Raw genomic sequence first — 26,066 nt, 5'->3', positions numbered from 1 at the left:
CAGTCGGTGCCGACTGGCTGCAATGGGTCGATTGCAGCCGGTGGGAACAGGCACAAATCGGCCAAAAGCAGCCGTTCGATGTGTCTAGACACTCCGGGGCGATTCACTCACCCGCCGGCACTGAATAACTGCTGCTGGTTACAGGATGTCAATAGAGCGGTGGATATGGAATCATTGGTCGCTCCGAATATATAAGGAAGAATGCTGTTGTCTGCTACCAAGGACCTCATTTCCCTGCACCTGGATAAGGCAGCGGCGCAACTGCGTGCCGAGGCGCTTGAGCAAAACCGGGCCCTCCACCTGGAGTTGCAAGAGCTCAAGGCGTCCAGCGCTCGTCTGCTCCACGAAGTCCAGAGCCAGATCGGCAATGCCGAGGCGAAGGTCTCCGAGCGGGCCATTGAGAAGACACTGTCGATTCTTCATCACATCAAGCAGTGGATTCTCGCGGTCGGAACCTTCATCACCCTGGCATTGGCCGTGGGAGCATTCGTTGGCTACAAGAACCTTGCCGACAGCCTGACGAACAACTTCACGAACAAGGTTGATCGGTGGTTACGCTTCGAGGACGGTGATAGCGATGAAAGCAAGGCGCTTGATGCAATGCGCACCCAAGCGCTGCTGGACGCCTACATGGTGCGTTTCGCCCGTGAGCGTCTGGATGGGCGCAATGGTTCATTGTCTCTGACAGAAGCTGAGCGGCAGCGTCTACTCGTGATCCTTCAAGATCCCTCATCGGATGTCGGGCAGTTCTCCGACGCGTTGACCATCATTACCCGTAGTCGTGGGCTGTTCGCACCGGCCTGGATGGAGGACCCAACCGGTAAAGCCCTTGCCCAACTGGTAAACGACTCATCTTTGAGCCAGCACAAGCGGGTGTTGCTGCTGGAGCGACTGAAATTAGACCGTGCTTTCCTACCGTTCTCGCGCACCCTCATCGCTGACGCAGATAACGTTTGGTCTATGAAAATGCTGGCATTCGATAACCTCAAACTGTTCGAAGATCCTATGGCCTTGGCGTTCGCCCAAGCCAATGTGGGCAAGGTGGACCGTTACTATCGCTCCAAGCTGGCGCTCTATATCGCGCAGAAGACAGGGTCTTATGCGGCGGTGAACGAATATGCGCAGTTCCTGCGCCAGACAAAGCCAGAGCTGTGGCAGTCCGATCTTCTGGAACTGGTGGGAGGCCTGGGTGGAATCTTGCCAAGCACTGGTGAGTTGCCGCTGGAGGATATCAGCGCCCTGATCGGTGATAGCGTGCTGTTGGGGGCAGGCATTCGCCTGACTGATCTGTTAGGTTCCAGACGCTTGGCGCTCGAGTTGGATGGAGGCTACGCGGCGCTGGTCGAGCCCGGCCGCTGGCTCAATGAGCCACGCGTGATTGGTGCGATTATCCAACGTCGGCCACTTTCACCTGATTGGTTGGCCAGGGTGGTCTCGTTCTTCCAGGTCAATGACCAAGGTTACGAACTGGCGACGCTGCAACTAACGCTTCGAGACAAGGACCGCCTGATGACGCAACAAGGTGCCGTCGGCGCCAGCGACGTGCGTGGCCAGGTGTGGTTGAGGGTTGAAACCGTTCCAGGGGGTCATCGGCTTAGCGCGACCTGGCGCGATGCGAACACGGGGCGGATATCGGCAAGCGTGATCGAGTCACCGCAGCGCTTGCCAAAGAGCCTTTTCCAACTGTCGTTTGATCCCCAGTTGTTGAAAAGCCTGACCTATCAAATGCGCGTCTATGAAGACTACCTATGATTTGAAGAGGCGCTCAGCCTTGCAGGGCCTAGGGGGTGTTGAAGTTACTCAGCGAGTATCGCCTTCCGGGCATTCCAGCCCGGCCACACCTTCGTAGGACAAGGCTTTCTGCAGGCTGCGCTCTCCGGCATTCCACCCTTGCACGAGCCCAGATAGAAGCCGGCGCGGCAACACGCTGAACATCGGCTGCCAGTAACCACCTATTTGAATGCATTGAGGAAGCGTGGTTCACCGCTCCTCAAGAACCTCGATTTAGGTTGACTGACTTCCTCAGGGCGTGAAGCGGCCGTTGAGTCTTCGCAGAATATGAGCCCAAAGCAGCCAGATCTGCTCCAAGCGGAACAGAGGTCATGGCAGTTCTTTAGCTTGCTCGCGCTGAGCGACGCTGGCGAGACACTGTTCGATGAACTGAAGCTCCTGGTCGAGCTCGACCGCGCGCTTTTCCAGAGCTTTCAACGCCGCCTGGTGCTCCTTCTGCACCTCTTCTGGCGCCTTGGCGAGTCTGGCAAGCTTGCGCTGCCTCCACGCGATATCACCGTTCAGGTCGGCAAGACATTTGACGCCTGATTCTCTCTTCTTAGCTGTAAATAGCTGGCACTCCAAATAGCGGATGGCGTCGTAGATTTTAACGACCTCACTGCTAGTCTTTGAGTGCACGAAGTTCAGGCTGCCCTCGTCGAAGGCATGGTGCTCCTGGTTCTGTCCACCCCAGTTGACCAGGTCATTCTTGATGAAATTGAAGTATGACAGGTCATAGTCAATGAACGGTTCCACCAGCGAAAAGGTGTGTTCCAGGCTGACCTGCAGGTACATGCTCTTCTTGAGCTGTGATTTATTAAAGTGCGCGGTTACTTTGACTTCATTTTCTATGCAGAACTCAAGTACCATGGATTCGAACCAGATACGACAATAGAGCAGCGCTTGACGCACATCGAATACCGAAAGCGCGGCAAGAATTTTCTCCTGGAAGCTGCCCACGTGATCAATGACTAGAATGCCTTTGTTCGTATAACTGAGAACATTACTGGTGTACTGAACCCGCTGAGCATGACGCTGGGCAATAATACAGAAACGCTCCCAGAAAAGACGGTCATGGGTGGTGACTACCATTTGGATCCCGCGCAGGTAAGCATCGCTGAAGAACAGGTCGATGATGTTCGATCGGTGATCGGTGTCGATCGCATTGACGACGTCATCGAATACGATGAGCGGGAAGTTGTTCTTCTCAGCCATCGCCAAGAGGATGGACAAACCCAGCGCTCGCAGATGCCCTTCGCTGAGCACCGCAAACGCATCAAGGAATGATCCGTCCACGCTGGTGATCTTGATCCGATAGCTATCCGCCTGGCGGTCGAAGGTCAACGACGCGATCTGCTCATGGTCATCGTCGTGGTTGTTGATCGTGCGGTAGTACTCGGCAGCCTTGGCTTCGACCCCGGTGATTCGCGCTTTCTCCAGCTCAAGCTTGTAATCCAGCAGGTCGCGGTACAGCGTTCGGTACTCAGCTTCCAGATCCTTGAGCAACTGGTTGAAGTGGCTATTGTCGACTGCATCGTTGAGCAATGCCGCTTTTTGCTTTATCAGGTCTGCCATCTGGTCGTTGGCGACCTTGAACTCGCTTATCGCCAGTTTTTTTCTGTCGAACTGCAGCTTCAGCAATTCGTCAATTTCTTTCAGCTGCGTCACCCGTTCTTCGAGGCGGGCTGCCTGGGCGTCTGCCTGGCCAACCTCCCGAAGCTTGCGCTCACAGGCGCGCAAGTAGTCCTCGATCTGATCTGCACTCCGCGCGCAGAGCTTCAGAAACGAGTCGAGAACGGACGGCGCCACTTCCGAGCGATCCGTAGCTGCATGGAACTTTGCAAGCTCCACCTCCAATTCGTCCATGTTCAGTGGGCAGGGAACATCGGCGTGCTCATTGCCTTTCACCGCGCCGATTCCGGTCGCGACTCGTGAAGCCCAGAGCGCGATCCGGGCGTCATTTCTCTGCTTGGATTGCTTGAGGGACTCCAGTGCCCCCAACGCCTTGATCTGCTCTCGCGCCCTCTCGAACGGGTTCATCACCACTTGGTCGAGGGGCGTCAGGCATGCGGGACAAGTTTCCCCGACCTGCAACTGTTCGATGGCCACCAATGCCTCATATACAGCGCGATAATTGACCTCGCTGGCCCTCTGCAGAAACACCTTCTCGATATCGGCTCTGCGGTGGAGCAAGCGCTGAGCGATGGCACAGATACGCCTGACCTGCTTTAGCGGTATAGCGAACGGGGCCTTGGCGGCTCGTAGGCGCTCAGCGCCACGAATATGCATTTCAACCGTGTCGCGCAGCCGCAAGACCTTTCGGCGTACATCGAAGTCTTGGTCGGCCCTCAGCCCCAGCAGCCTACAACTCTCGGAAATCGATGCATGAAGGTCTGCCCTGTGATTACGCCGCAGCTGTCCCAGGCTTACCCGGGCACGTTCCAGGGTGCCCAGTGCCTCGGCTTGATCAGCACGCATGAAGGCTTTGAGCGAGAAGCTTTCAGGCCGGACGAACCGAGAAATGACCTCCTGGAGTTCTTCCAAGCCAAACAAGGTGGCCAGGACATCACTCTCGGCACTGCCAGTATCCTTGGAGCCCAGCAACGAAAATTCTTGAAGACGGTTCCGATCAATGAAACAGCCCGACCAGCTGATGCTTCGCTTGACTGGTAACTTGTCTGTTCCCATCAGCATGAGCTTGGGCTTCACTTCTCCCCGGGCGATGTACTGATTGACCTTAGTCTTGCGCCTGGCCGCTTCTTTGATATCGCCAGTGGTGCCGATTTCCAACGCCTCGCACAACGATGATTTGCCGCCGCCATTGGGTGCGTAGAAGATGTTCTTCAGCTTGCTGAAGCGAATGAAGGTGCCTGTGTCGTCAGGGCCAAATTCTCCGAAGCCTCGGAAGTTTTTTACGCGAAGGTAGTCCAACGTGCCGAGTCCGGACGGCGGTATTCGATCCAGTTCCGGCTTGCTGTCGAGCACCTTTTTGAAGCGTGCGGCGATGCGCTGATAGTTGCGCCCCAGCAACTGGTCAGCTGCCGCTGTGATGTGCGTTTTGATGTGGTCGGAATAGCGGCCCTTGCCTTGGTTCGCCTGGTACATGCACCAGAGCAGCACGAGGTAAGCGTCACTGCGTCCTTCAAGATTCTGCCTAGCAAAACTCAAAAGGTACTGGCTCATCGTGCCTCCTCCCTGATACGCATGAGCGTAGCCGGACTGAAATCAGAAAGCCATTATCGCCAAGCCAAGTGTCGAGGCCCTTTGCTATTGTTGAGCTCTGCCGATCTGGGCCTGGTACCTCATAGGATTCAGCTCTGCTTCTTCATAATGTTGCTCGTTCCGGCCACGTCCCATCAAAACCAAGGGGACGACCAATAGACGCGACCTGCTAGGGGGAACGGGACGGTATCTGTGATGAACTATGCCGGGGAGCCATAAAGACTTGGCGTCTGAGCTTACACAGGCGATTGTCCGCTATGGGTATAGCTGCCCCTCACGAACGACCACTTTCGACGCGACTTTGCTTTAATGCGGGATATCTGTGGATGCGCCCGCATCATCGAGGTAGCTTTCAGTGAGTCCCTGCTTCGCATCAACGCTGCCAAAGCACATAGAGGCGGCTGGAAATAGCTCGGAGGATGCGACGGTGGTAGCTTAGTTGGAGCGAAATGCCTACTCGCGGCGCCTCTGAATGGAAACATATCTTTTGGGTGAGACTGGCGATGTTTGAAGAAACAATCCGCGCACTGAAAAAGCTTGGCGACGAAAAATCTGCTGTCTCCATCTCAGCAGACGATGACAACTACTTCGATCGTGAGTGTCCCGCGCCAGAATGCTTAGCTCAGTTCAAGGTGTTGATGGAAGACTGGAAAGACAAGGTCAGGGACGAGGAGGTCTTTTGTCCGTTTTGCGGCCACACCGCCGATGCTCAGAAGTGGTGGACGCAGGAACAGCTTAATCACGTTCGGGACGTTGCACTGGCGAATATTCAGGGGGCAATCGGTGGTGCGCTTCGCCGTGACGCGCAGAAGTTCAACCAGAGACAGCCCAAGGGCGGATTCATCTCGATGAGCTTAAGGGTGGACAGCCGACCTCAGCATGTACCGATTCCCTATGCCGCGGCAGCGCCCATGCGTCTCAAAATCACTTGTGGTGAATGCGGGTGTCGATATGCCGTTGTCGGTGCGGCGTATTTCTGTCCGTCTTGTGGAGCAAACGCAGCGGAGCTTGTCTTTGATCTTACGGCCCTGGGCATCCGGCAGTCGCTTGAAGCCGTTGACGCCATTAGAGCCGCCATTTCAGATGCGGACACCGCGGAGAACACGTGCCGTCTGATAGTTGAGAGCGCTTTGCAAAACGCGGTGACGGCATTCCAGCGAAATACAGAGGCGCTTTACACGCGTGTTGCGCCGACAACCAAGATTCGGCGCAACGCATTTCAGAACCTTGCGGAGGGTTCAGATCTTTGGGTTGCTGCCATAGGGCACGGTTACGATAAGCACCTTGCGACCGTCGAGATGGAACAGCTGACGACGGTCTTCCAGCAGCGTCACCTGCTAGCCCACACACAGGGCGTCGTCGATGATGATTACATCAGGAAAACCGGTGACACGCGGTATAAGTCTGGGCAGCGATTGGTGATCAAGCGGGAGGCCGTGGCAGAAGCCCTAACGCTGGTCGAGCAATTGACGCTCGGTATCCGCGAGGACGCCAAGGGTAAAGGGTGATCTCATCAGCGGCTGCTTTTGCCGGAGGCTGCCATTCGTGACTGGCCGCTGTCGACCCAAGGCGGACGATCGCTACCTGCAGATTCTGGCCAGAGGCTGTTATTCGCATCATCCTGATATGATTCAACTCGTCCGACAAATCCGCTGCATCCTTTAGCCCGCCACCTTGCGGGCTGAGCCCGTAGAAGAGGGAGGCTTTTTACTCCTCAAGGGCGGGCCGGAGAATGGATGAGAGCCGATATCAGCGATGCTCCAGAACGAGTCATCCGAAGACGTCACAAACGTAGCGCTTTCTACATGGTCATTAGTCTGGTGGTTGGAAGCATAGCCACAATAGGGGCGCTCGAGTTGATAGGCCGAGCCACGAGCATCGACTCAGCATACAAACGGTCGATGAGCCCCACCTTGGGAGAGGGGGGGCTGCTTCGTTCCAGTGAAATGCCGTCGAGACAAGATCTCGAGCCCTCGCAGCTCCAGGCTTCATCGGACATACGTCTACCAGCCAACACGGCTCGGCAAACCGTCTTCAATGATCAGAACTTCACTCCTAGAGGTGCTGACAACGTAGTTGCTTTTCGCGCTGGCTCTGATCCTTCCCCACGAAAGGAGCTTCCAACGAAGGTGAAGCTAACGATCGTCCGGCAATCGCTCAGTATGAAACAACGTGTGTGCTGGCCCTATAAGCAGGGAAGTATCGAATCCCGAAACTGCCGCGCCTTGATCGGCCTCAAGTATCGAGACTAGGCCTAACTCATCATAGGAGAGCCATGGTCATCACCGATGTGGGCAGCACGCATAGGAAATGACCTGCGTTTTCCCGGCAGTGATCGGTTGGCGGCAACAGGCTGAAATCGGCTAAAAGTAGCCACTCGGTGTTAGCGACGCGACGGCCACTATCGGTAAGAATACGGAAGTTGCGACTCCGCACTGGCCCGGCTCGGTCGAAGCATTCGATCGCACGGTGCAAATCGCCTCATATAAGTTCTCTGTGATCAATCTGTGTCATGTGAGAGCTGCGCCCTCGAATCGGCAGAGCATGGGCTGTGGCGCTGACTTGCAGTAAGGCGCTTAGCAGACGATTGCACCAAGAGCTGCCCCGAGAACATCGACACGTTAGATGACCTATTTAAGGTAGAACTGCTTTAGGTGACAATGCCTTATGAAATCCAGAATTGGCCCAAACGGGGTGCATCTTTTCGATCGACTTTCAGGCCTGAATCTCCTGCTGGACGAGCTGCGGCCGGAAGAGGCAGTTTGGTCGACGTCCCCCCGCCAGGTATCCATTGCACTCACCAATGTCTGCGACCTTCACTGCGCGTACTGCTACGCGCCGAAGCACAAGGCATCGCTGCATGCCGATCAGGTGCTCGGCTGGTTGAAAGAATTGGATACTGAGGGGTGCCTCGGCGTCGGATTTGGCGGCGGCGAGCCCACGCTGCATCCTGACTTCGTAGACATATGCAAACGGGTTGCGGGTGAAACTCAGCTCGCGGTCACATTCACGACTCACGGTCATCGATTGACGCCACAGCTGGTCGAGCGCCTCAAGGGCTCGATCCACTTCGCACGCATCAGTGTCGACGGAGTCGGTCGCACCTATGAAGAACAGCGCGGGAAGCAGTTTTCCAGCCTGCTCAGAGGCATGGAATCGATTGCGACCTTGACGCCCTTTGGGCTCAACGTCGTGGTCAACGAGCGCACGGTTGCAGAACTTGACGCGATGAGTGAGCTCGCGCAAAACGTTGGAGCTAGTGAATTGCTGTTGCTTCCTCAGCAAGCAACAACCGCAGTCGCAAGCATGGATGGAGTGGTCGGCCGAGCCCTTCAGGACTGGGTCTCCAACTACAGAGGTAAGGTTCGCCTTGCGGTCAGTGAGGCGGGGGCGTCAGGACTGCCCACGTGCGACCCGCTCCCCGATGAACGAGGCCTTCAGGCCTATGCGCACATAGACGCGTCCGGCATGCTTCGTGCGAGTTCTTACTCGCCTGTCGGCGCTAAGATTGGAGACGCAGGCGTTCTGTCAGCGCTTAAGCGACTCAGAAATACCTTCGAGGTCCAAGGAGAGACGCAATCATGAAGATTTGGAACGGATACGGGTCTGAGCATTCGATGAACCTGGTTCTCATCGGTAAGTTCAAGCGAGCGCAAGACGCCGAGAAGGCCGAGAAGGACATTGACAAGCTCAGCGCTCAGGCTGCTAAAGACGACAGCTACTCCATCCCTTTTGCTAAACCTGAGAATCAGAGATTTTCAGATGACATGCTCTCGTTGCTGTGCAGTCTGAACCTCAACACCTTAGGGCCGGCTGATCTTGGCCAGTTGGTATCCGATCATCACCTCTCGCGTGAAGGCGATAAAATCACTGTCACGACTGACGAGGCGGAGGTGTCCGCGTTCGTGAAACTCTTCATTGAGGCTGGGGCTAAGGTCGAGGTCTTCTCTTCGCACGACTACCCGTCTGATTCTGCCGATGCCAGCTGACAGGGAGAACGCCGATGCCTGCAGCAAATTGGGATGTGTTCAGCGAGCTACCTGGAGCCGCGGACGAAAACTTCGAGAAGCTTTGCCGCTCTCTGGTGCGCCGACACTACGGACGCTACGGTCGCTTCAAGCAGCTCGCAAATCAGCCTGGAGTGGAGTTTCATCTTCAGCTGACGGAGGCATGTGATCTCGGAGCGTCGCCACGCTGGATTGGCTGGCAATGCAAATGGTATGAGCTGGCAAACGGCCAAGACTTGGGGGCCACGCGTAAACAAAAGATCATCGAGGGCATGGAGAAGACGCGCAAGCATGTCCCAGGTGTGACCGACTGGAAGCTTTGGACGCACCACACGCTGACAAAGGGAGACCAAGAGTGGTTTTTCGGACTTGAGGAAGACCGCTTCCCCGAGTTGAAGTTGGAGCTGCTGACGGCAACGGACATTGAAGACCTCCTGGTGGGGCCGGCAGCACTACTTCGAGAAACCTATTTCGGCGAGCTCGTTCTGACGCCTGCACTACTTGCTGAGCAGCATAGGCTCGCTGCTGCTCCATTCAAGCGCCGATACCAACAGGAAGTTCATGTTGTCGTTGGAGCAGAACAGAAGGTGCTCAAGCATCTGGGCGGCCAAGGTGCGTGGGACTCACTGGAGAAACTCTCAAGTGCCCTCAAGACGAATTGCACGGACATCGCTTCGCTCACGGGGCAAATCAAAGCCGAACTCAAGGCCGAAGTACACTCGCTCTTGGCTCGAGCCATTGGATTGGCTGGCCTGCTAGATGACCTGCACACATCGCTCGGTAAGGGCGACTTCGACTCTGTACAGCAAATGCTGGCGGCAAACCCACCGCAACCGGTGCACTGCGACAGGCTTCTCTCGAAGCTGCGTGGGGCTCGTTCAGGGGGAGCTCCGTTAACCGCGAATCTCGTCGCGGACATCCACGCAGTTTCGTCGACGCTGCTCAGCCTGGAAAGGTCGATCGGCGTTCGAGCCGTTGCCGTGCTTGCAGCTGCGGGTGAAGGAAAATCCGAGCTTGCCGTCAAAGTGACGCAGCCAGAAGGAGACCTCCCCGGCGGTGTCTTGCTACTGGGCAAAAATCTTCATGCAGGCCAGGGGCTTGACGATCTTGTGTCTGCCTTCAAGATTTCTGGTAGGCCAGCGGAGAGCTTCGACCGGCTGGTTGAGGCCGTTGATGCGGCGGGACAGCGCGCGGGCAAGCGCATCCCAATTGTCATCGACGGTCTGAATGAGGCAGAAGACCCGAGAAACTGGAAGGATGAGCTCTTCCGGGCGGATGAGCTTCTTAAGGACTTTCCGCACGTCCTGCTGGTTGTCACTCTGCGCAATGAGTTCGCACAGATGTGCCTGCCGGAGGAGCTTCCTCAAGTTGAGCACAATGGGTTCCAGGAAGACCCGCAGACGGCCATCGACAAGTACTTTGAGTACTACAAGATCGACGCTACCGACGCGGATCTGCCAATCGAGTTCTTACAGCATCCGTTGACGCTGAGAATTTTCTGCGAGGTGGCGAACCCTCGGCGCCAGCATGTTGTCGGGGTGGAGGCGCTGCCCAGTTCGCTTGCAAGCCTGTTTGAAGCGCACTTCAACAAGGTTGCCGAACGAGTTGCTGAGCTTTCACTAGCGGCGCATCGCATCTATCAAGATGAAGTCCAAGATGCACTGCTAACGATCGCGGGTCTCCTGTGGGATGGCAACGCGAGAAGCGTGGAGTTCAAAACTGCTCGGACGGCAGTTCATGACGTGGGCCGTTGGGACGTCAGTGTCATTCGCGCGCTGGAGTCCGAAGGTGTCCTCGTTCGAACGACTTTTGAAGAAGGCGGCCAAGGAATCGCGTTTTCATACGACCTGATGGCCGGACATATGATTGCGCGCCACCTGCTTGCTAGGCCGTCCTTGGCACAATGGCTGCAAAGCGATGAAGGGCGCGCGCAGTTCCAATTCCGTGAGCCTGGATCGCATACCTTCTCCTTCGACGTGTTCCAGGCTCTGGTTGGCCTATATCCGTACCGCTTTGGCAGGCGCCAGCTTTGGCAAGACTTGTCGGACGAGAACGGCGTCATGAACGCTCTGTTGTTGACGGCTCAATCAGACCCAAGACAAATTGGGCGGGAAACCGTGGAACGGTTCGCGCGCGCAATGCAGGAGTCGAAGCAGTTCGCACGGATGGCCTTCAAGAGACTTCGGAATACCAGGGCAGCGCGAGCGCATCCGTTTGACATGGACTTCTTGCACGGCGTGCTCTTGGCCATGCCTAATACGCAACGCGATCTTTTCTGGTCAGAGTGGGTTCGCGAGAGGTCTGAGGGAGTTGAAGACGATTTCAAATTCCTGTCGACCAGATGGAAGTCGGGTAGCCTAGACGAGCGAGAAATTCGGCGGGCGCGCTGGGTGATGTGGACGCTGACGTCGACGTTCAGAAGCCTGCGGGACGTGGCCACCAAGACTCTGTACGAATTCGCCGCCAAGCGGCCTGGGGAGTTTTTCCAGCTAGCAGTGGAGGCAATTGCCGTTTCAGACCCATACGTCCCCGAGCGGATGTTCGCCGCAGCCTACGGTATGGCGCTGACCACTTGGTCGGATATTAATGCTGTGGAGATGCGTGAGGCACTGCCTAGAGTCGCTCGTGATATTTATCAAGCGATGTTCGCACCTGGCGCGACGTATCCTACTTGGCATGCGCTATATCAGCAGTACTGTCTGGGAATCATTGCCATCGCAAGGATGGTTGATCCGGCTTGCTTGTCTGAGGAGGAAGCAGCTCATCTCCTTCCACCGTTTAGCCATCTGCCCAGTCCGTTTGAAAACATGCCGCAGTACGACCCAGTGGTGATCGAACGTGCGAAGCGCGCGGCGATTCGAATGGACTTCGGCAACTACACGATGGGGAGGCTGATCCCAGGTCGGTCGAACTACGACGACCGCAACCCAGAGTACCAGCGTGTGCTGCCGGCAATCGTTTCGCGAATGCTGATGCTTGGCTACGACCCCGAGAATTTCGAGGCTGTTGACCGGCAAATGAACTCCGGCCCTCGTATGGGAAATGACAAGCACAAGGTCGACAGATATGGGAAGAAGTACGGCTGGATCGCTTACTTCGAGATGTGGGGTGTCCGGTACGCGCAGGGCCTCCTTGCCGAGGAGCGCGACGCTCGCCCCTCAGATGCGGACATCGACCCAACGTTCCCGCTCGAGGCCGCGAGCATCGACCTCCTGCTCCCAGACTTGTTCAGTGGTCAGCCTACGGGTCCTGGCGACTGGATGGTGAGAGGGCCGCAACCAGACTACCGCGACATCCTCGAGATCGCGGAGATTGATGGCCTGACGGGGCCGTGGGTCGTACTTGACGGGTTCCTCGAACAGAACGCTCCCGCTGATGACCGACAGGTCTTCACCTTCCTCCGAGGCGTACTCGTGGACAGCAGAGAAGTCGACCGCCTGTGCACGTTATTCACTAGTCTCGAATACCCCGGCAATGACGCCATTCCGGAGGTGCCAGGCTACTACTACACCTATGCGGGTGAGATGCCTTTCTCCTCGATCCCGGGACTGCCTGTCGCCGATGAGCAAGAGGGCGACCACGCCGAATACATGGTGTCCGCTGATAGGTGGTCAAACAATGGCGTCGCGATCGACATCCCAGTGCAGAAGTACAACTGGGAGAGCTACCACAGCGTGGTGAACCAGAACAACGGAGCGAACCTGCCCTCCAAACTGCTCTGTGAGGCTTTGAGTCTCAGGTACCGCGCCAACAAATGGGACTTGTACGATGCTTCAGGCGTGGCGTCGCTGTACCGCGAAGTCGGCGAGCATGGCTCGCAGGTCAGTGGCTCTTTCAGCTATCTGCGTCATGACCTTCTTGACAGCTACTTGGCTCATTCCGGCAAGGCGCTGGTGTGGCTCATGTGGGGAGAGCGTGGCTTTCATCACCGGTCAGCCGAGGCGCACAACCTGCACGAGTACTACGCGGACCACCAGCATATTCACAAGCGTGCTCACATCTATCAGCCTGCTTCGAGCACTCAATCGTAGGCCGAGTCAGGCGAGGGGACGCAGCCATTTTGGGGCGCAGTAGCCGTTTATGCAGGGCGTGGAACCGGCGGCGGATTCAGTATGTCGTTATGGATTCGCCGCTAGACGGCCTGACCAAGTCGCGTCTCGTTCAAATCAGCGCTTCGCGTGTCCGCTACGTGCGCTTGTCGCATCGAATGCAAACGACCGGTCAAGCGGGGTGTAATTTCGCATCTCGGAAGGAACCGACGATTTTGTCTTTCATCAATAATTCTCCGGGCAACACTCCTTTCTGACACCGTCGCTTGAGACGGTGGTGCCCGCCTAAGTGGGTACCAGTTCTAGCCTTTTATCCGAAGCCGAACGATGGCATTCGATGCTGTGTCACTCGCACGCGTAAACGTCCCAGGCGTTGAGCCAGTAATACTCCTGCTGGAAGCCGCCCGGCCGTAGATCTGGGGCGCCGATATACCCAGCACGCTCCACGAAGACTTTTACCTTGTCGCCATTGACCTGCTCTACGGTGCCTTGAAAGCGGATGTTCTTCTGGTCCTGGCACACCCGGGCACCCACATGCTTCACCTTATAGGCGTCGCGGAGCTGCTGTTCCTGCTTGTCGGCAACTGCCTTCTCACGGGCCTGCCTGGCAAGCTCATTCTGGCGCTCTATCGACACATAGCCCCAATCTGCGACTTTGATATCGAAAGTTTTATCATCGGCGGCGCGCTTTTCAAGCACATTGACCCCCGCTGTGGTCCGGACGGCGAAGGTTTCGATTCGCTTGGGAAACGAGTAGCAGAGAAAGCCCTGCGTGCTCTTGGCGCCAGCGCGGGCCGAGGAAAAACTCAACGTCGTGTCCGGGATTAGTTGACCGCTACAGTTTTTACCGGAACGAAAGCCGGCAAGGTTGCGGGCGATTGATCCCGGTAAATCGGTAGCCACTTGCGGAGCACGTTAGCATTGATGCCGTGATGGATGGCTACGCTGGAAATCGTCGCTCCGGGTTGCAGGCATTCCTGGACGACCTGGGCTTTGAATGGTTTGGGGTAAGAGTTTCGTTGGCGCATGGAAATCCTGGCGATAAGGGCGATCGCGTCCGCTTAAAAATACGCGGACACCATCGCCCTTAATGCTGGAGTTCGGTAGGTGACTTCGCCGGACGGTTACCTTAAACCGAGGCCAGCGGCATCTACGGCCGGCGTTGTAAACCTTAAATTTGAGCTGTTAACCACGGTGGTTAACAACGCAATTATTTGGTTAACACATGATCCAGAGTGGCGAGGTGGCGCTGATTGGCGGAACCGGCCTATTCATGCGGCTTCCTTGAAGCTAGATCGACTATCCGAGGGCCGTTTATCTTAGCCTTGAGCACACGGTTCTCGTCTAATAGCACTTCATTGATGGACGCGAGATTTGCGACCTTGGTCCGCAGCTCCTCGATCTCCTGACGGTACGCTGCGGACTTCTTGCGCTCTGCAATCAAGTCTTGTTGTTTCACATCACGCATGGCGCGACTGGAGCGCCCCTGAGCCTCTCGGATAGCCTCGGCAATTCGTGGGTAGTGATTGTGGATTAGTGCCGTCGATACGCCCGCCTCGCGGGCTACTGCGGCGATAGTAACCTTGGTTTCCCCGCTGCGGGCACGGCCCTTCTGGATGCGGTAGAGGGCGAGCTTCAGATCCTTCTCGCGATCCTCAGCCGGCTTGTAGTTGGTTGTTTTGTCCTTGGGCTTCATGCGATCAAAGTCTCCGGATCCATTCCTAACTGGGCCAATACGTCGCGGCAGCGATTCAGATCTCGTTCAACGCGCTGGCGGCCGCCCTCACCAATGTCTGGGCAATGCAGCAACCCTTTCAGATCATCGTAAAGTCGCTGGTAGATAGGCGCGTGGGCACCTCCGATCACTGAGTGGTCGCAGCCGCTACAGCGGGTGCGTTCAAGGGTGTTCCCGACGCAACCGTCATTGTCTGCCGTACACCAGGCATGGCCGTTGCTGCGGATAGCAGTGCTTTCAGCGATGGACTTAAGCATCGACGCGTGATCTTTGAAGATCAGCAGATTCTGTGGTTCCCGCTGCCACTGCTTGAGCGCGTGGCCATAGCCCCCGGCCAGGGGGACGTCACCCAGCCAGGTATCGACGACGCTGAGTTTTATATCTTCCAACTCCCCCTGAATATCTGCGTACAGATCAAGGTCCAGGTGCTGTCCCCAGCTATCGTCCATGGCATATCCCAAGCTCATGTCCAGCGTCCAGTGCGCGTAATGCTCTTTGAGGTAGCGCAGGTCGCCGAAGCGGCTGTGCGCAGCGTAGTTGGCGAACTTGCGGCGGAACTGGTGGCTGGTGAGTTTCCAGTCCAGTCCGCAATTCTTGGCGAATGCCTTGAGGTTCCCATCCCAAGTCACGCCAGAAAGCGTGCGCACTTGGTTGCCCTCATTCGTATATACGCGGAGAAAGAGCGAATGGCGGTGCTTGTGTGCCTCCGTGATCTGCGGATCATGCGGGTCGACGCGGCGCCTCTGCATGATCTCGGCGGCGATCATGGCTTGATAGGGCACGCACCAACGCTCCATGACGCGCAGGGCACGCACAGCGGCCTCGGGGATCATCCAGTCATGGATACCTGTATCTGTCTTGTCAGATCGAGAGCGCATCCAGTGGCAGACGGTGCCGTCATCGTCGTGGGTGCGGTGGTGCGCGCCCGCCTGCACGTTGGCCAACTCGTGGTTGCGGCAGCCGGAGGTGCTGGCCAGGACGATGTAGCATGCTGTGCGCAGCTCGTTCAGTGTTGAGTTGAATGTCCTGAGACTGCCCTCCCAGCCAAGGGCGTCCAAGTGGCGGTTCTTGGCCTCACAGATGGAAGTGTTTGATAGCCCCTTTCGCGGCGGCGCAGTAGCATCCAGTGCATCGCGCAGGTCAAGCAGTTGCTGTCCGCGCTCAACCTGTTGGTAGGCCCGTTTGAACAGGATGCAGAACACATCATCGGGGATCAGCTGCGTCTTGCCACCCTGGGTGCTACGGCCGTTAAGCCCTGCCATTGTCTTCGCGGAAGTCTCGGGCCAAGGGTGCTGAGGCATCCGGTCGTCGGTGTACTGGCTCAGTTCATGGAGTGCTTCGACTGCACTGAAACGGGCTTCCAACCCTCGCGGCGATAATGGCTTGCCTTTAGAACGGTTGGTCTGGCGGTGCGCCTTGCAGGCTGCGACATAGGTCGCACAGATCAGAGGCGTCACCACTCCTAAGTGATCGAGCTTCAGCGCTCTCAGGTGGCGCAGGAATGGCATTGCATTGGAGAAGGTACTTCGAACCATAGCGCCTTTAGGCCGACCCGACTCGAGACGCCCTCGTCGCAGGTAGCGGTACAGCATTGCCTTCGTCACCGCCCGAAACGCCGGTGGCACACGGCCGAAGTCCAGCCGCCTCTGGTTGGCCGGGACGTTGCTGGTGAAACCGTTGAGTTGCCAGATGTCGTCGCCGTAGCGGCTGATGATGATCCATTGCCCATCGACCTGAGTAGCGGTAATGATTAGGGCGTCGCGTTCGGATTCGGGGAGTTCACGCACATCGCCCGCCTGAACAGTAATGGCGGTCCAAGGTAGCCCCACCAGGGTATTGCCGTTCATGCTAAGACCTCCAGGCTGTCGATCAGATCAACCGACCAAAATGGGTGCGGTTGGGACCGGGCGTGCTCACGAGCTGCCTCAACGGCTGCGGTTTTGAAGGTGCCACGCCGTAGTCCCTCGGCAACGATATAGTGGTCAATCAAGCGAGGAATGTGGGCGTAGTCCCGTGCCCAGCGCCGCTTGTCCATCCGCGAGCGCTCGGCAAGCACGCGGAAGTAGAAGCTGAACAGCTTGTACAGATCCTCGGCGGTGACTGCGTAGTGTTTGCAACGCAGGCAGTTCATGAAGCTCATGCAGGTCGCATCCTTACGCTTCGGGGCGAACTGGCCGTTCACCGGATCGGTGCATCGCCCCAGGGGGGTGTCCTTATAGGTCGCACCGATGGTTACAGTCAGCAACTCCTGCACCAGCAACTCACCCATGAACTGCCAGTTGCGACGGGTATCCGCGCTGGGTGCCAAATAGTTTTGCTCGGCTACCCGGGGGGTATTGCCAAGGGCTGCGGCCGTGGTCGCGAGATCGCCATCGGTCAGCTCGAAGATGCGGTTGGCAAAGGTCTTGCGCAGGCGCGAGATATTGATGCGCAATGGCTTTCCGTCGCTATCGTTCAGGCCGTACTCAGCTACAAGGTTGCTTATCGCCTTCTCCAATACTCGTCCGCTCAACGCCGTAACTTGACCAACTGACCTCCAAGCGCGACTGCGGTACAGCCAAACACGCCCCTTGAGGTCGTCTGGAGCCTCTGAATCCAGGGGCTCGGTCAAGACCATCACGCGACGGATCAGACGCTCCACGTTGGTTCTCACGCTGGGCGTAGATTCCAGAAGGCGCTCGGCGTCCGATGCGGCGCGTAGCGCCACTTTGCTGGTTTTGTAGCCGCGCCGCTTCCACAGCACTAGGAATACGGCGTTGTCTTTGGGGTGCGGACGCAAGCAGTCGCGGTCCATCTCGAGCAGTGGAGTGGTATTGCGTCCGGTGTGAAGCGCCACGACCAGCAGGGCAAAGACCAGCAGATCGCCGGTCACAGGCGTGTTATCGGTCCATATTGGCCTGATGGCCTGCCGTAGCGCGACCGTGAACTCTTGCCGCTCGAGCTTCGACAGCGCCGTCTCGCCCTTGGTCTTGCGCTTGTTGTTTGGAAAGGGGTTGCGTGGGAAGGTGGCAGCATCGCCAGAGGTGACCAAGGGGAATAACCCTCTCCGTCCCAAGGCGAGAAGCACGGGCTTGGCTTTCGTGTAGACGCAGTTCGGAAAAGTAGTCAACCCTCTCTGCCCAGCTAAATCGCTGAGATAGCTGTCGATCAGGTCCCGGTTCACATCTGCCAAGACCAAGTCACGGCCAAAAGCCGTCGCCCGGAGCATGCAATAGTCGAGGAAGCTACGCAGCCCACTCTTGCAGTAGGAAACGACAGTGGTGACCGTTAGGGCGCCCTCCTGACCGGCGAGGAAGCGTTCAATTTGGCGCTGGCAGGCGTAGGTGATGGGGTCAATACCAGCACCGTACCAGCGGGCAAAATCGAAGTTTCGGCTGTTGGAGGTGTTTCGCCCGAACTTGACCGTGGTATTCGTCGGAGGCATAACCTCAGGCAGAATGACCACGTTGCCTGTCGCGTCGTGGCTGTGCTCGACTTGCGGGATGCTGAGGTCGGTCTTGGTAAATACCTTGCGCTTGCCCATCAGGCCGCCTCTGCCATTGCACTTAACTCATCGTCATAAGCCAGCACCGCCTCGTCGGCCATTTCGTTGACCAGATGCAGGTACACCATTGTCGTCTGAATCGAGCTGTGGCCGAGTTGTCGCTGGACGAAGACCAGGGGATCCAGCCCGTTCGCAGGGTTACGCTGAAGGCTAACCAGGGTATGGGTGGCATAGGTGTGCCGGAGCATGTGCGTATGTACCTTGATCCCAGCCCGTTTGCCGGCCTTGCTGATGATCCGGTTGAGGCTCTTGCCATCCTCGCCATAGCGTTCTCCGGACTGGTTGAGGAACATCGACTTCTGCGGGGTTTTGCTCAGCGAGGCGCGCTCGCCACGCACCTTAGTCACATAGCGATAGAGTTCGGCCATGAACTTACGGCTGACGTAAATATCTCGCGACTTACGGCCCTTGGTCACCATGCCGCTGCCGTCGAACGGATCAAGCCGAATACGGAGGTTGAACTCGGTTCGTCCCACCTTGTCCGGGTCGAAGACACAAGCCAGCGGGAAGGCAGCGATTTCCTCGCGGCGCAGGCCAGTATGCAGCGCCAGGCGCATCACCATCCGGTGATGGGGATTCTCCGTTGCCGCCAGGAGCGACTTGATCTCGGCCATGCTCAAGAATTTGGGCAGGGATTTGTGGCTACGTGGCATCACATCGTTTGCCATGACTTTGCCGCCACTGGCATCGATATGCCCAAGAAACCTTGTTACGCGCTTTACGGTGCGTTCTTCATAGTTGAAGGGCAGGCGCGTCACCCACCTCTCCTTCAGAGCGAACTCGTAGAACTTGCAGATGTAAGTCAGGCGTTGGCGAGTAGTGTTTAGTGCTAGCTCGCATGTCACCAAGCAGTAGTCCCGATAGGCCGCCACAAGGCTTTTAGCCTCACCACGATCCACGTCGCGCCAGTCAATCTCATGAGCCTGAAGAAAGCTGAAGAAGTCGTACAGTGCGCGTCCGGTACTGGGCCAAGAATCCTTAGAGCCAATGGCCCCGCGAAGCAAGTAGTAGCGAAAGAACTGATTGGCCTGGGCGCAGCTCTCCATCGAATCCCACAGCAGAATGGGAAACCCTGGGTAAGGTTGCCCGGCGATCACGAAATCCTCAGTAGCCCACACAAGCTCCATCCACCGTCTCCTGCATTGACCAGACACGCGATCTTTTTATCTGCTCTGACGGTACAAGGGGGCGTTAGGTCAGCCCTTGGATGCCTGAGCCGCTAAGTGTCTGTATCTATTACCACAGCTATTTAACGGTCCTCAAGCTCCAGAACATAGGGCATTCCTGAGAGTTTGCAGGTGGGCGACCTGGCGGCTGAAGTCGACGCTGGAAAGGCGCTGCTTCGGTCGCGGGCGCAAGGCCTGGCTGATGGCGCTGGTGGGTTGGCGGGTCAGGCGCGCGAGCACCTGCCATTGTTCGGCAACGCCGAGTCGTTCGAAACCGGGGTGACGTTTGCGGGCGCGGCGCAGGATGTCCTGGCGCAACGCCTGGAGCAGGGCCTCATGGCCGCTGCGGCGGAGCAGGAAGTCGGCACTGGCCCGCAGGTGTTCCTGCAATTGGCGGCGTGCCCGGGAGGCGGGGGCTTGCAGCGGCCCCTGGCGCAGACCGACATGCCATAACCACAGGCCGAGGAGGGCGGCGAGGGCGACCAGGGCCTGGGGGAAGTAGCGCCACAGCAGGGTGAGCAGATTGTCGTGATCGGTGTTGAACAGCAGGGTCACCTCGCTGTCCTGGGCCAGGTACCAGAGCAGCCAGGCGTTGTCGTAGCGGCCGATGGCGCGGTTGGTCCAGAGGTCGGCGTCGGTCAGTACGATGACGCTGCCGGCGCCGTAGTCCAGTTGCATCAGGTGGGTGGAGGTCGCGCTGTTGGCCCAGGATTGCGCCAGGCTCTTCGGATCGGACAGGTGGAACGCGGTATCGAAGCTGAAATAGGCCGGAGCGTCCTCGTCTTCCAGGTACATCCGGGTCAACAGGGGGTAATGCTCGTCTTCCGGTTCCGGACCGTCGCCCTTGAGGTCCTTGCTCAACAACTGGCGCAGTTGTACGCGGTCGAGCAGCAGGTCGCCGCTGTTTCCGGTCCTGGGGTCCCACAAGGCCTCGGCGACGAACAGCAGGCGGCCGCCGGCCCGGGTCCAGTTGAGCAGTTGGTCGGCCTGGCGCGGGGTCATGTTCGAGCGCTCGCCCAGCAGCATCAGGCTGCGCCCACGTGGGTCCAGGCCGGGGAGGATGTCCAGGCTGTTGGCATGGCTGACCGTCAGGCCGCGCTGGCGTAGATAGTGTTCGGCGGCCAGATAAGGGTTGGCACGGGCCTCGGGCGAGGGCCCGTGATCGATGACCTCGGTATAGGGCGTGGCCTTGAGGTAGAGATAGAGGCCCATGCCGGCGAGCAACGCCAGCAGCGCCAGGCCGATCAGCCAGGCAAGACGCCGGTTCATTGGCCGGCTCCCGGACCGAACAACCGTCGCCAGCCTTCGCACAACGCCTGTTGTTGCTGGAGCGCCGGCAGGCGATGCCCATAGGCGAGGTTCAGCCAGTGGGCGGTCAATTCCTGGCTGAAGGCCTGGAGGGCGGGTTCGCGCAACTGGGCGAGCCGCTCCAGGACCTGGCCTTCGGTATCGGCGTTCTTCAAGGGCAGTTGATAGTCATGCAACAGGCGGCTGAGCAGGCCCCGATAGAGCAGGCTCATGGCTTCGCGCGGTTGCAGGGGCCAGAGGGTCTCGGCGCTGGCGGCGATATCCTCGGGCAAGGTCTCGACGCCCAGTGCCAGGCCGAACAGTTGCGGCGCGGCGCTCGGGATGGGGTGGGCGCGGGGCTTCGGGCGGCCGACGAAGGTCCGCAGGCCGTCCCGATAACGCCAGGCCAACCAGGCCAGCAAGCCGAACAGCACGGCCCAGAGCAGAATCTCCAGCCCGTGGGCGAGTGTCCCGGCGATGCGACTGTCAAAACGTTCCAGCAGGGCCTTCAGCCAGCCGGAAGAGGGTTTGCCGCGGGCCTTGTCCAACGGTTCGCCCAGCCGCCAGCGCGTGACGGTTTCCGGGTTCTTGAATGGCGGCGCTTGCAACAATGCCTTGATGGCGTCCTTGGATGCCTGGCTGGTCAGCGGTTGTTTGAGCAGGCGCGGCGTATCCGGCGCGGGCGGTTCGGCGGCCATGACCGGTTGCGCAAAGGGCATCGACAGCAGGCCGACGCCGAGCAGCAGCGCGGCGACCACCGGCAGCAGGCGCTGGCGCAACTGACGGAAAACCAGTTCGATATCCCAGGCTTCCAGCACGGTTCGGCGGTTGAGGTACAAGCTGAAGCCGCAGGCGATATAAACAGGCTCCCAGAGGATCAGGATCAGCGCGTAGAAGGCGTTGCTCAGGTGTTCCAGCCAGAGCCACTCATGCTGGGCGGCGAACAGCAGTTTCTGCCAGTGCCAGTCGATGTCGATCTGCCGTGGCAGCAACAGATAGAACAGCGCCATCAGGCCGATCCACAGGACATATTCCAGGTGTACGCCGATCAGCGTCAGCCAGCGTGCCGCGCGCAGGCTCTGGGGCAAGAGCACCCGCAGGCGCTGCTGGCGGGCCAGCCCGTCGAGGCCTTCGAGTTGTTGTACCGGCAAGGTGAAGCTACGGCTCAGGCTCAGGCGGCGCCAGCTCAGGCTCGCCAGCAGCTGCGGCTTGAGCAGGCGCGGCCAGGCCTTGAGCGCCTGCTTCAGGGACGGGGTGTCGCCGAACAGGGCCCTGGACAGGATATACAGTGGCAAGCGCTCGAACGCCGGTTTCAACCACCAGAACAGCAGCAGGGCGATGGAGGGGTGGTCCCAGAGCAGCAGGCTCAGGAGGGCGAAGACCGGCAGGCTGACCAGCGCCCAGGCGCTCATCAGCAAGCCGCGATGTTGCCGGGCCAGCAGTACGCCGAGGTCCATGGCCTCCCAGGTGCTGCGCGGGCGAATGGCGACGCTGGCGTCAGTCAGGCGCATGTTCGCTCCTTCCGGCCAGCAGTAGATAGGCCGCCACCAGCAGCCAGAGTCCCGCGCCCACCGTATATTTGATCCAGGGGGCGAGCTGGGTCATGGAAGACCAGTAGGCTTCGATAAAGGCGGCGATCAGCAGGAACACGATGACCCCGCCGACCATCTGGATGCTTTGCCGCGCGCTCAGGCGCAGGGCCTCGCCGCGGGACAGACGTCCCGGCGCCACCAGCGCCCAGCCCAGTTGCAGTCCGGCGGCCCCGGAGAGGACGATGGCGCTGAGTTCGAAGGCGCCGTGGCCGATGACAAAAGACCAGAAGGTCTGTCCGTAGCCGATCTGGCTCAGGTGCCCGGCCACGGCGCCGATCGTCAGGCCGTTGAACAGCAGGAAGAACAGGCTGCCCAGGCCGAACAGCAAGCCGCTGGCGAAGGTCTGAAAGGCAATGCCGATGTTGTTCATGATGTAGTAGCCGAACATCACCCAGTTTTCGCTGGAGGCCCGCGCGACGGTGCGTCCCAGGCGACTGGCGGCGGGGTCATACATGGCTTGCATGTCGGCGACCTGCTGGGGGCTGACGATGCTGTAGACCAGGTCCGGAAACAGATAGATCAGCACGCCGGTCAGCCCCAGGCTGGCGAAGAACAGCACACCGGCGACCAGGACGAAGGGCCATTGCTCGCGCACCAGGCGCGGGAAGCCGGCGAAGACGAACCCCAGCAGCGAGGTGCCGAGGTGGCTGCGATGCCGATAGAGTTGCTGATGTCCGCGCAAGACCAGCTGTTGCAGGGTGTCGACCAGGTGGCTGCTGTAGCCGCGCTCCTCGGTCAGGGCCAGTTGTTGGCAGAGACGCCGGTAGTGGGCGGGGAACTCGTTCAGGTCGGTGGCTTTTACCTTGCCGCGCTCCATCTGCTCGAGCCATTGGGCAAAACGTTGCCACTCGGGCTGATGGCGGTTTTCGAAGAGGCTCTGTTTCATAGCTGGCCCAGCAAGCCGTGGGCGATACCGTTCAATTCGGTCGCTGCCCGGGCGGGCGGCACGCCCAGGGGCGTGGCCAGCAGCGCCGCCAGTTCATGGGTGCGTTCGGCGCTGAGTTCGCCCTGGCGTTCGGCGAAACTCAATACCGCCCGCTGTTCCGCCAGGCGCAGAACGAAAGGCGCCGTGCGCGGGGTCGCCTGGGGCAAGGCCGGGCGCGGCAGCGGTTGTTCGCGATAGACCACCAGCGTGCCCGCGGCCAGGTCGCCGAGGCGCTTGAAGGTCGGGTGCTGCAGGCAACTGATGGCCCCGAGACAATAGCCGAACGGCAGCATGTCGACAAAGCGCAGCAGGTTGCGGGTCAGGGAGGCGGCCCAGCCGATCGGCGTGCCGTCGTCATGCACGACGCGCAGGCCCATTAACTGTTTACCCGGCGAGCGCCCCTGGTTGAGCACTTCGAACAGCACCATGTACCACCAACTGACGAGGAATAGCACAATCGAGCCGAGGCCCAGACCCAGCTTGCCGAGCAGCATCAGGCTGCTCAACAGAACCCCGAGCAGCACGCCGCGCACGCCCAGGTCGATGGCGAACGCCAGGGCTCGCACGGGCAGGCCGGCCGGGCGCAGGGGCAGGTCGATGCCTTCCGGGGTTTCGACCCGGTAGTGAGTGTCCAGGGGGGTTGGCAGCGCAGTCTTCCTTGTCGGTGCTGAAATCGACGGCATAGTGACAGGTCCTTGCGGACAGAGGCCCGATCCTAGCCAGCGGCGCCTGGCTAAGCAACTTAACTCTGTAATGAACGGTATCGAAGTCATAGCGTCAAGTTGTTACGGGATGCTGGTCCGAGGGGTCGCCGAACGCCTAGACTGCATCGGTCTTTTGTTCAGGAATCCGCCGTGACCTCTATCTTCTGGTACGACTACGAAACCACCGGGATCAATCCGCGCTGTGATCGCGCCTTGCAGGTGGCGGGCATCCGTACCGATGCCGAGCTCAACGAGATCGACGAGCCGGTCAACCTGTATTGCCGACCCAGCGAGGATATCCTGCCACACCCGGCGGCTTGCCTGATCACCGGCATCACCCCGCGGCAGCTCGCCGAGCAGGGCTTGGCGGAGGCCGACTTCATGACGCGGGTGCACGCCCAACTGTCCCAACCGGGGACCTGTGGCGCCGGCTACAACACTTTGCGGTTTGACGACGAAATTACCCGTTACAGCCTCTATCGAAACTTTTTCGATCCTTATGCCCGCGAGTGGCAGGGCGGCAACAGTCGCTGGGACCTGATCGATGTGGTGCGCGCGGCCTACGCACTGCGCCCGCAAGGGATCGTCTGGCCCGAGGAGGACGGGCGCGTGACCCTGCGGCTTGAACGCCTGACCGCCGCCAATGGCATCGATCATGGCCATGCCCACGAGGCCTTGTCCGATGTACGCGCCACCATTGCCCTGGCGCGATTGATTCGCGAGAAACAGCCGAAGTTGTATGACTGGCTGTTTCAACTGCGCAGCAAGCAGCGGGTATTGGACCAGGTTCGCCTGTTGCAGCCGATGGTGCATATCAGTGGCCGCTTCTCGGCCGCTCGCCATTACCTGGGGGTTGTCCTGCCTTTGGCCTGGCATCCGCGTAACCGCAATGCCTTGATTGTCTGCGATCTGTCCCAGGATCCGCAGCCGCTGTTGACGCTGGATGCCGAGACCTTGCGCGAGCAACTCTATACCCGTCATGGCGACCTGGGCGAAGGGCAGATGCCAGTGCCGCTCAAGTTGATTCATGTCAACCGTTGCCCGGTGGTGGCCCCGCTGAATGTATTGCGTGGCGAAGATCAGCAGCGTCTGCAGTTGGACATGGCGCTTTATGAGGCGCGCCGCCAGCAACTGAGCGCTGCGCAGGAAGTTTGGCGGGATAAAGTCCAGGCCCTTTATGCCAGCGAAGATTTCGCTCCCAGTGAAGATCCGGAGCAGCAGTTGTACGACGGTTTTATCGGTGATCGTGACCGACGATTGTGTGAACAAGTTCGCACTGCGGGCCCCGAGCAGTTGGCGCGTGCGCAATGGCCGTTCGATGATGAGCGTTTGCCGGAATTATTATTCCGTTACCGGGCACGCAACTTTCCCGCCAGCTTGAGTGAAGAAGAGCAACAACGTTGGCGGACATTTTGCCGACTGCGCCTGACCGAGGCGGTCTGCGGGGCGCCGAATACCCTGGCGGATTTTACCGAGCAGCTCATGAAGTGTTTGCTGAATGCGACAGCTGAGCAGCGTCAGGTGCTGGAGCAGTGGCAGGAGTATGCGCGATCGTTGTTTACACGTTTTAACATTCCGACCGATTAAACACGTTGGCGATTAAATGACAGGCAATAAAAAACGCCAGTGAACTGGCGTTTTTTTGTAGGTCGCGAATAGCGTCCGTGACCGGCCTGGCTTAGCCCAGCAGGGTCGCCCAGCCTTCAACCACGTCGCCGCCCCACTTGGCTTTCCACTCTTTCAGAGTCTTGTGGTTGCCGCCTTTGGTTTCGATCACTTCACCGTTGTGCGGGTTCTTGTATTGCTTGACTTTACGTGCGCGTTTGGTGCCGGTGGTTTTCACGGCGCCGCGTACGGTTTTGCCGGTTTTGGCCTGTGGGTCCATAATGGCGATGACGTCGACCAGGGACTTGTTGTATTCACCCAGCAGAGTGCGCAGTTTGCTTTCGAATTCCATTTCTTTTTTCAGCGCGCCGTCTTTTTCCATGGCAGCCATTTGGGCTTGCAGTTCTTCGATGGCGTTTTTGGTCTCGTGGTATTTCTGGATCAGGGACATGGACACTAC

At 58.7% G+C, this 26,066-nt stretch carries 18 protein-coding genes and 1 pseudogene; 6 read left to right on the top strand and 13 right to left on the bottom strand.

The window, feature by feature from the left end:
• Positions 1–207: 207 nt before the first annotated feature.
• Positions 208–1,752 carry a hypothetical protein gene (locus tag PFEN_RS12830; protein ID WP_191487198.1) on the top strand — a complete coding sequence of 515 codons (1,545 nt, stop codon included), beginning with the start codon at positions 208–210 and terminating at the stop codon, positions 1,750–1,752.
• Between the two features lie 28 nt (positions 1,753–1,780).
• On the opposite strand, the pseudogene PFEN_RS30615 reads toward PFEN_RS12830, so the two are convergent.
• Positions 1,781–1,962: pseudogene (locus PFEN_RS30615) on the bottom strand (molybdenum cofactor guanylyltransferase MobA); the annotation flags it as partial.
• Positions 1,963–2,100: 138 nt separating this feature from the next.
• Positions 2,101–4,953, bottom strand: a complete 2,853-nt coding sequence (locus PFEN_RS12825; RefSeq protein WP_191487197.1) for an AAA family ATPase — start codon at positions 4,951–4,953, stop codon at positions 2,101–2,103.
• Between the two features lie 542 nt (positions 4,954–5,495).
• On the opposite strand from PFEN_RS12825, the gene PFEN_RS12820 reads away from it, so the two are divergent.
• The 4 genes from PFEN_RS12820 to PFEN_RS12805 all read left to right on the top strand — a co-directional run bounded on the left by PFEN_RS12820 (position 5,496) and on the right by PFEN_RS12805 (position 13,030).
• Positions 5,496–6,500, top strand: coding sequence for a hypothetical protein (locus PFEN_RS12820; RefSeq protein ID WP_191487196.1), 1,005 nt, complete (start codon positions 5,496–5,498; stop codon positions 6,498–6,500).
• A gap of 1,159 nt (positions 6,501–7,659) precedes the next feature.
• Positions 7,660–8,577, top strand: coding sequence for a radical SAM protein (locus tag PFEN_RS12815; protein WP_191487195.1), 918 nt, complete (start codon positions 7,660–7,662; stop codon positions 8,575–8,577).
• Positions 8,574–8,981, top strand: coding sequence for a DUF6375 family protein (locus PFEN_RS12810; protein ID WP_191487194.1), 408 nt, complete (start codon positions 8,574–8,576; stop codon positions 8,979–8,981). The genes PFEN_RS12815 and PFEN_RS12810 overlap by 4 nt, the downstream gene beginning before the upstream one ends.
• A 14-nt stretch (positions 8,982–8,995) precedes the next feature.
• Entirely contained in the window at positions 8,996–13,030 is a 4,035-nt protein-coding gene (locus PFEN_RS12805; protein WP_191487193.1) for a hypothetical protein, read from the top strand.
• 363 nt (positions 13,031–13,393) lie between these two features.
• Here the strand turns inward: PFEN_RS12805 and PFEN_RS12800 are convergent, their stop codons facing one another.
• The 10 genes from PFEN_RS12800 to PFEN_RS12755 form a co-directional block, all read right to left on the bottom strand.
• Positions 13,394–13,951, bottom strand: a complete 558-nt coding sequence (locus tag PFEN_RS12800) for a hypothetical protein (protein WP_191487498.1) — start codon at positions 13,949–13,951, stop codon at positions 13,394–13,396.
• A complete protein-coding gene (locus PFEN_RS31460; RefSeq protein ID WP_191487192.1) occupies positions 13,873–14,076 on the bottom strand; it encodes a transposase in 204 nt (67 codons plus the stop codon). The genes PFEN_RS12800 and PFEN_RS31460 overlap by 79 nt, the downstream gene beginning before the upstream one ends.
• A gap of 239 nt (positions 14,077–14,315) precedes the next feature.
• A complete protein-coding gene (locus PFEN_RS12790; protein ID WP_191487191.1) occupies positions 14,316–14,744 on the bottom strand; it encodes a TetR family transcriptional regulator in 429 nt (142 codons plus the stop codon).
• Positions 14,741–16,630 carry an integrase gene (locus tag PFEN_RS12785; RefSeq protein WP_191487190.1) on the bottom strand — a complete coding sequence of 630 codons (1,890 nt, stop codon included), beginning with the start codon at positions 16,628–16,630 and terminating at the stop codon, positions 14,741–14,743. Before PFEN_RS12785 ends, PFEN_RS12790 begins: the two co-directional genes overlap by 4 nt.
• Complete coding sequence (locus PFEN_RS12780; RefSeq protein WP_191487189.1) at positions 16,627–18,306, bottom strand: hypothetical protein; 1,680 nt, start codon at positions 18,304–18,306, stop codon at positions 16,627–16,629. The genes PFEN_RS12785 and PFEN_RS12780 overlap by 4 nt, the downstream gene beginning before the upstream one ends.
• Positions 18,306–19,454 carry a tyrosine-type recombinase/integrase gene (locus PFEN_RS12775; RefSeq protein ID WP_191487188.1) on the bottom strand — a complete coding sequence of 383 codons (1,149 nt, stop codon included), beginning with the start codon at positions 19,452–19,454 and terminating at the stop codon, positions 18,306–18,308. Before PFEN_RS12775 ends, PFEN_RS12780 begins: the two co-directional genes overlap by 1 nt.
• A 132-nt stretch (positions 19,455–19,586) precedes the next feature.
• On the bottom strand, positions 19,587–20,762 hold the full coding sequence (locus PFEN_RS12770) for a DUF4350 domain-containing protein (protein ID WP_191487187.1): 1,176 nt from the start codon (positions 20,760–20,762) through the stop codon (positions 19,587–19,589).
• Positions 20,759–22,291: a DUF4129 domain-containing protein gene (locus tag PFEN_RS12765; protein WP_191487186.1), complete on the bottom strand. Its 1,533-nt coding sequence runs from the start codon at positions 22,289–22,291 to the stop codon at positions 20,759–20,761. Before PFEN_RS12765 ends, PFEN_RS12770 begins: the two co-directional genes overlap by 4 nt.
• Positions 22,278–23,258 (bottom strand): stage II sporulation protein M, encoded by a 981-nt coding sequence (locus PFEN_RS12760; protein ID WP_191487185.1) that lies wholly within the window; start codon positions 23,256–23,258, stop codon positions 22,278–22,280. The genes PFEN_RS12765 and PFEN_RS12760 overlap by 14 nt, the downstream gene beginning before the upstream one ends.
• Entirely contained in the window at positions 23,255–23,980 is a 726-nt protein-coding gene (locus tag PFEN_RS12755) for an RDD family protein (protein ID WP_191487184.1), read from the bottom strand. The genes PFEN_RS12760 and PFEN_RS12755 overlap by 4 nt, the downstream gene beginning before the upstream one ends.
• 171 nt (positions 23,981–24,151) lie before the next feature.
• On the opposite strand from PFEN_RS12755, the gene sbcB reads away from it, so the two are divergent.
• A complete protein-coding gene (gene sbcB, locus PFEN_RS12750) occupies positions 24,152–25,588 on the top strand; it encodes an exodeoxyribonuclease I (RefSeq protein WP_191487183.1) in 1,437 nt (478 codons plus the stop codon).
• A 91-nt stretch (positions 25,589–25,679) separates the two neighbouring features.
• On the opposite strand, the gene mvaT is transcribed toward sbcB, so the two are convergent.
• Complete coding sequence (gene mvaT, locus PFEN_RS12745; protein WP_191487182.1) at positions 25,680–26,057, bottom strand: histone-like nucleoid-structuring protein MvaT; 378 nt, start codon at positions 26,055–26,057, stop codon at positions 25,680–25,682.
• Between the last annotated feature and the right edge of the window lie 9 nt (positions 26,058–26,066).

This window comes from Pseudomonas sp. FEN, assembly GCF_904067045.1.
In the GTDB taxonomy this organism is placed as follows: Bacteria; Pseudomonadota; Gammaproteobacteria; order Pseudomonadales; family Pseudomonadaceae; genus Aquipseudomonas.
Note: the sequence above shows the minus strand (reverse complement) of the source record. Positions and strands in the feature narration are given on the sequence as shown.

Coding starts and splice junctions, on each gene's coding strand:
- PFEN_RS31460 (WP_191487192.1), bottom strand. CDS start 14,076: ATGCGCCAACGAAACTCTTACCCCAAACCATTCAAAGCCCAGGTCGTC.
- mvaT (WP_191487182.1), bottom strand. CDS start 26,057: ATGTCCCTGATCCAGAAATACCACGAGACCAAAAACGCCATCGAAGAA.
- PFEN_RS12780 (WP_191487189.1), bottom strand. CDS start 18,306: ATGGGCAAGCGCAAGGTATTTACCAAGACCGACCTCAGCATCCCGCAA.
- PFEN_RS12760 (WP_191487185.1), bottom strand. CDS start 23,258: ATGAAACAGAGCCTCTTCGAAAACCGCCATCAGCCCGAGTGGCAACGT.
- PFEN_RS12765 (WP_191487186.1), bottom strand. CDS start 22,291: ATGCGCCTGACTGACGCCAGCGTCGCCATTCGCCCGCGCAGCACCTGG.
- PFEN_RS12785 (WP_191487190.1), bottom strand. CDS start 16,630: ATGAACGGCAATACCCTGGTGGGGCTACCTTGGACCGCCATTACTGTT.
- PFEN_RS12820 (WP_191487196.1), top strand. CDS start 5,496: ATGTTTGAAGAAACAATCCGCGCACTGAAAAAGCTTGGCGACGAAAAA.
- PFEN_RS12790 (WP_191487191.1), bottom strand. CDS start 14,744: ATGAAGCCCAAGGACAAAACAACCAACTACAAGCCGGCTGAGGATCGC.
- PFEN_RS12770 (WP_191487187.1), bottom strand. CDS start 20,762: ATGAACCGGCGTCTTGCCTGGCTGATCGGCCTGGCGCTGCTGGCGTTG.
- PFEN_RS12775 (WP_191487188.1), bottom strand. CDS start 19,454: ATGGAGCTTGTGTGGGCTACTGAGGATTTCGTGATCGCCGGGCAACCT.
- PFEN_RS12825 (WP_191487197.1), bottom strand. CDS start 4,953: ATGAGCCAGTACCTTTTGAGTTTTGCTAGGCAGAATCTTGAAGGACGC.
- PFEN_RS12810 (WP_191487194.1), top strand. CDS start 8,574: ATGAAGATTTGGAACGGATACGGGTCTGAGCATTCGATGAACCTGGTT.
- PFEN_RS12815 (WP_191487195.1), top strand. CDS start 7,660: ATGAAATCCAGAATTGGCCCAAACGGGGTGCATCTTTTCGATCGACTT.
- PFEN_RS12755 (WP_191487184.1), bottom strand. CDS start 23,980: ATGCCGTCGATTTCAGCACCGACAAGGAAGACTGCGCTGCCAACCCCC.
- PFEN_RS12805 (WP_191487193.1), top strand. CDS start 8,996: ATGCCTGCAGCAAATTGGGATGTGTTCAGCGAGCTACCTGGAGCCGCG.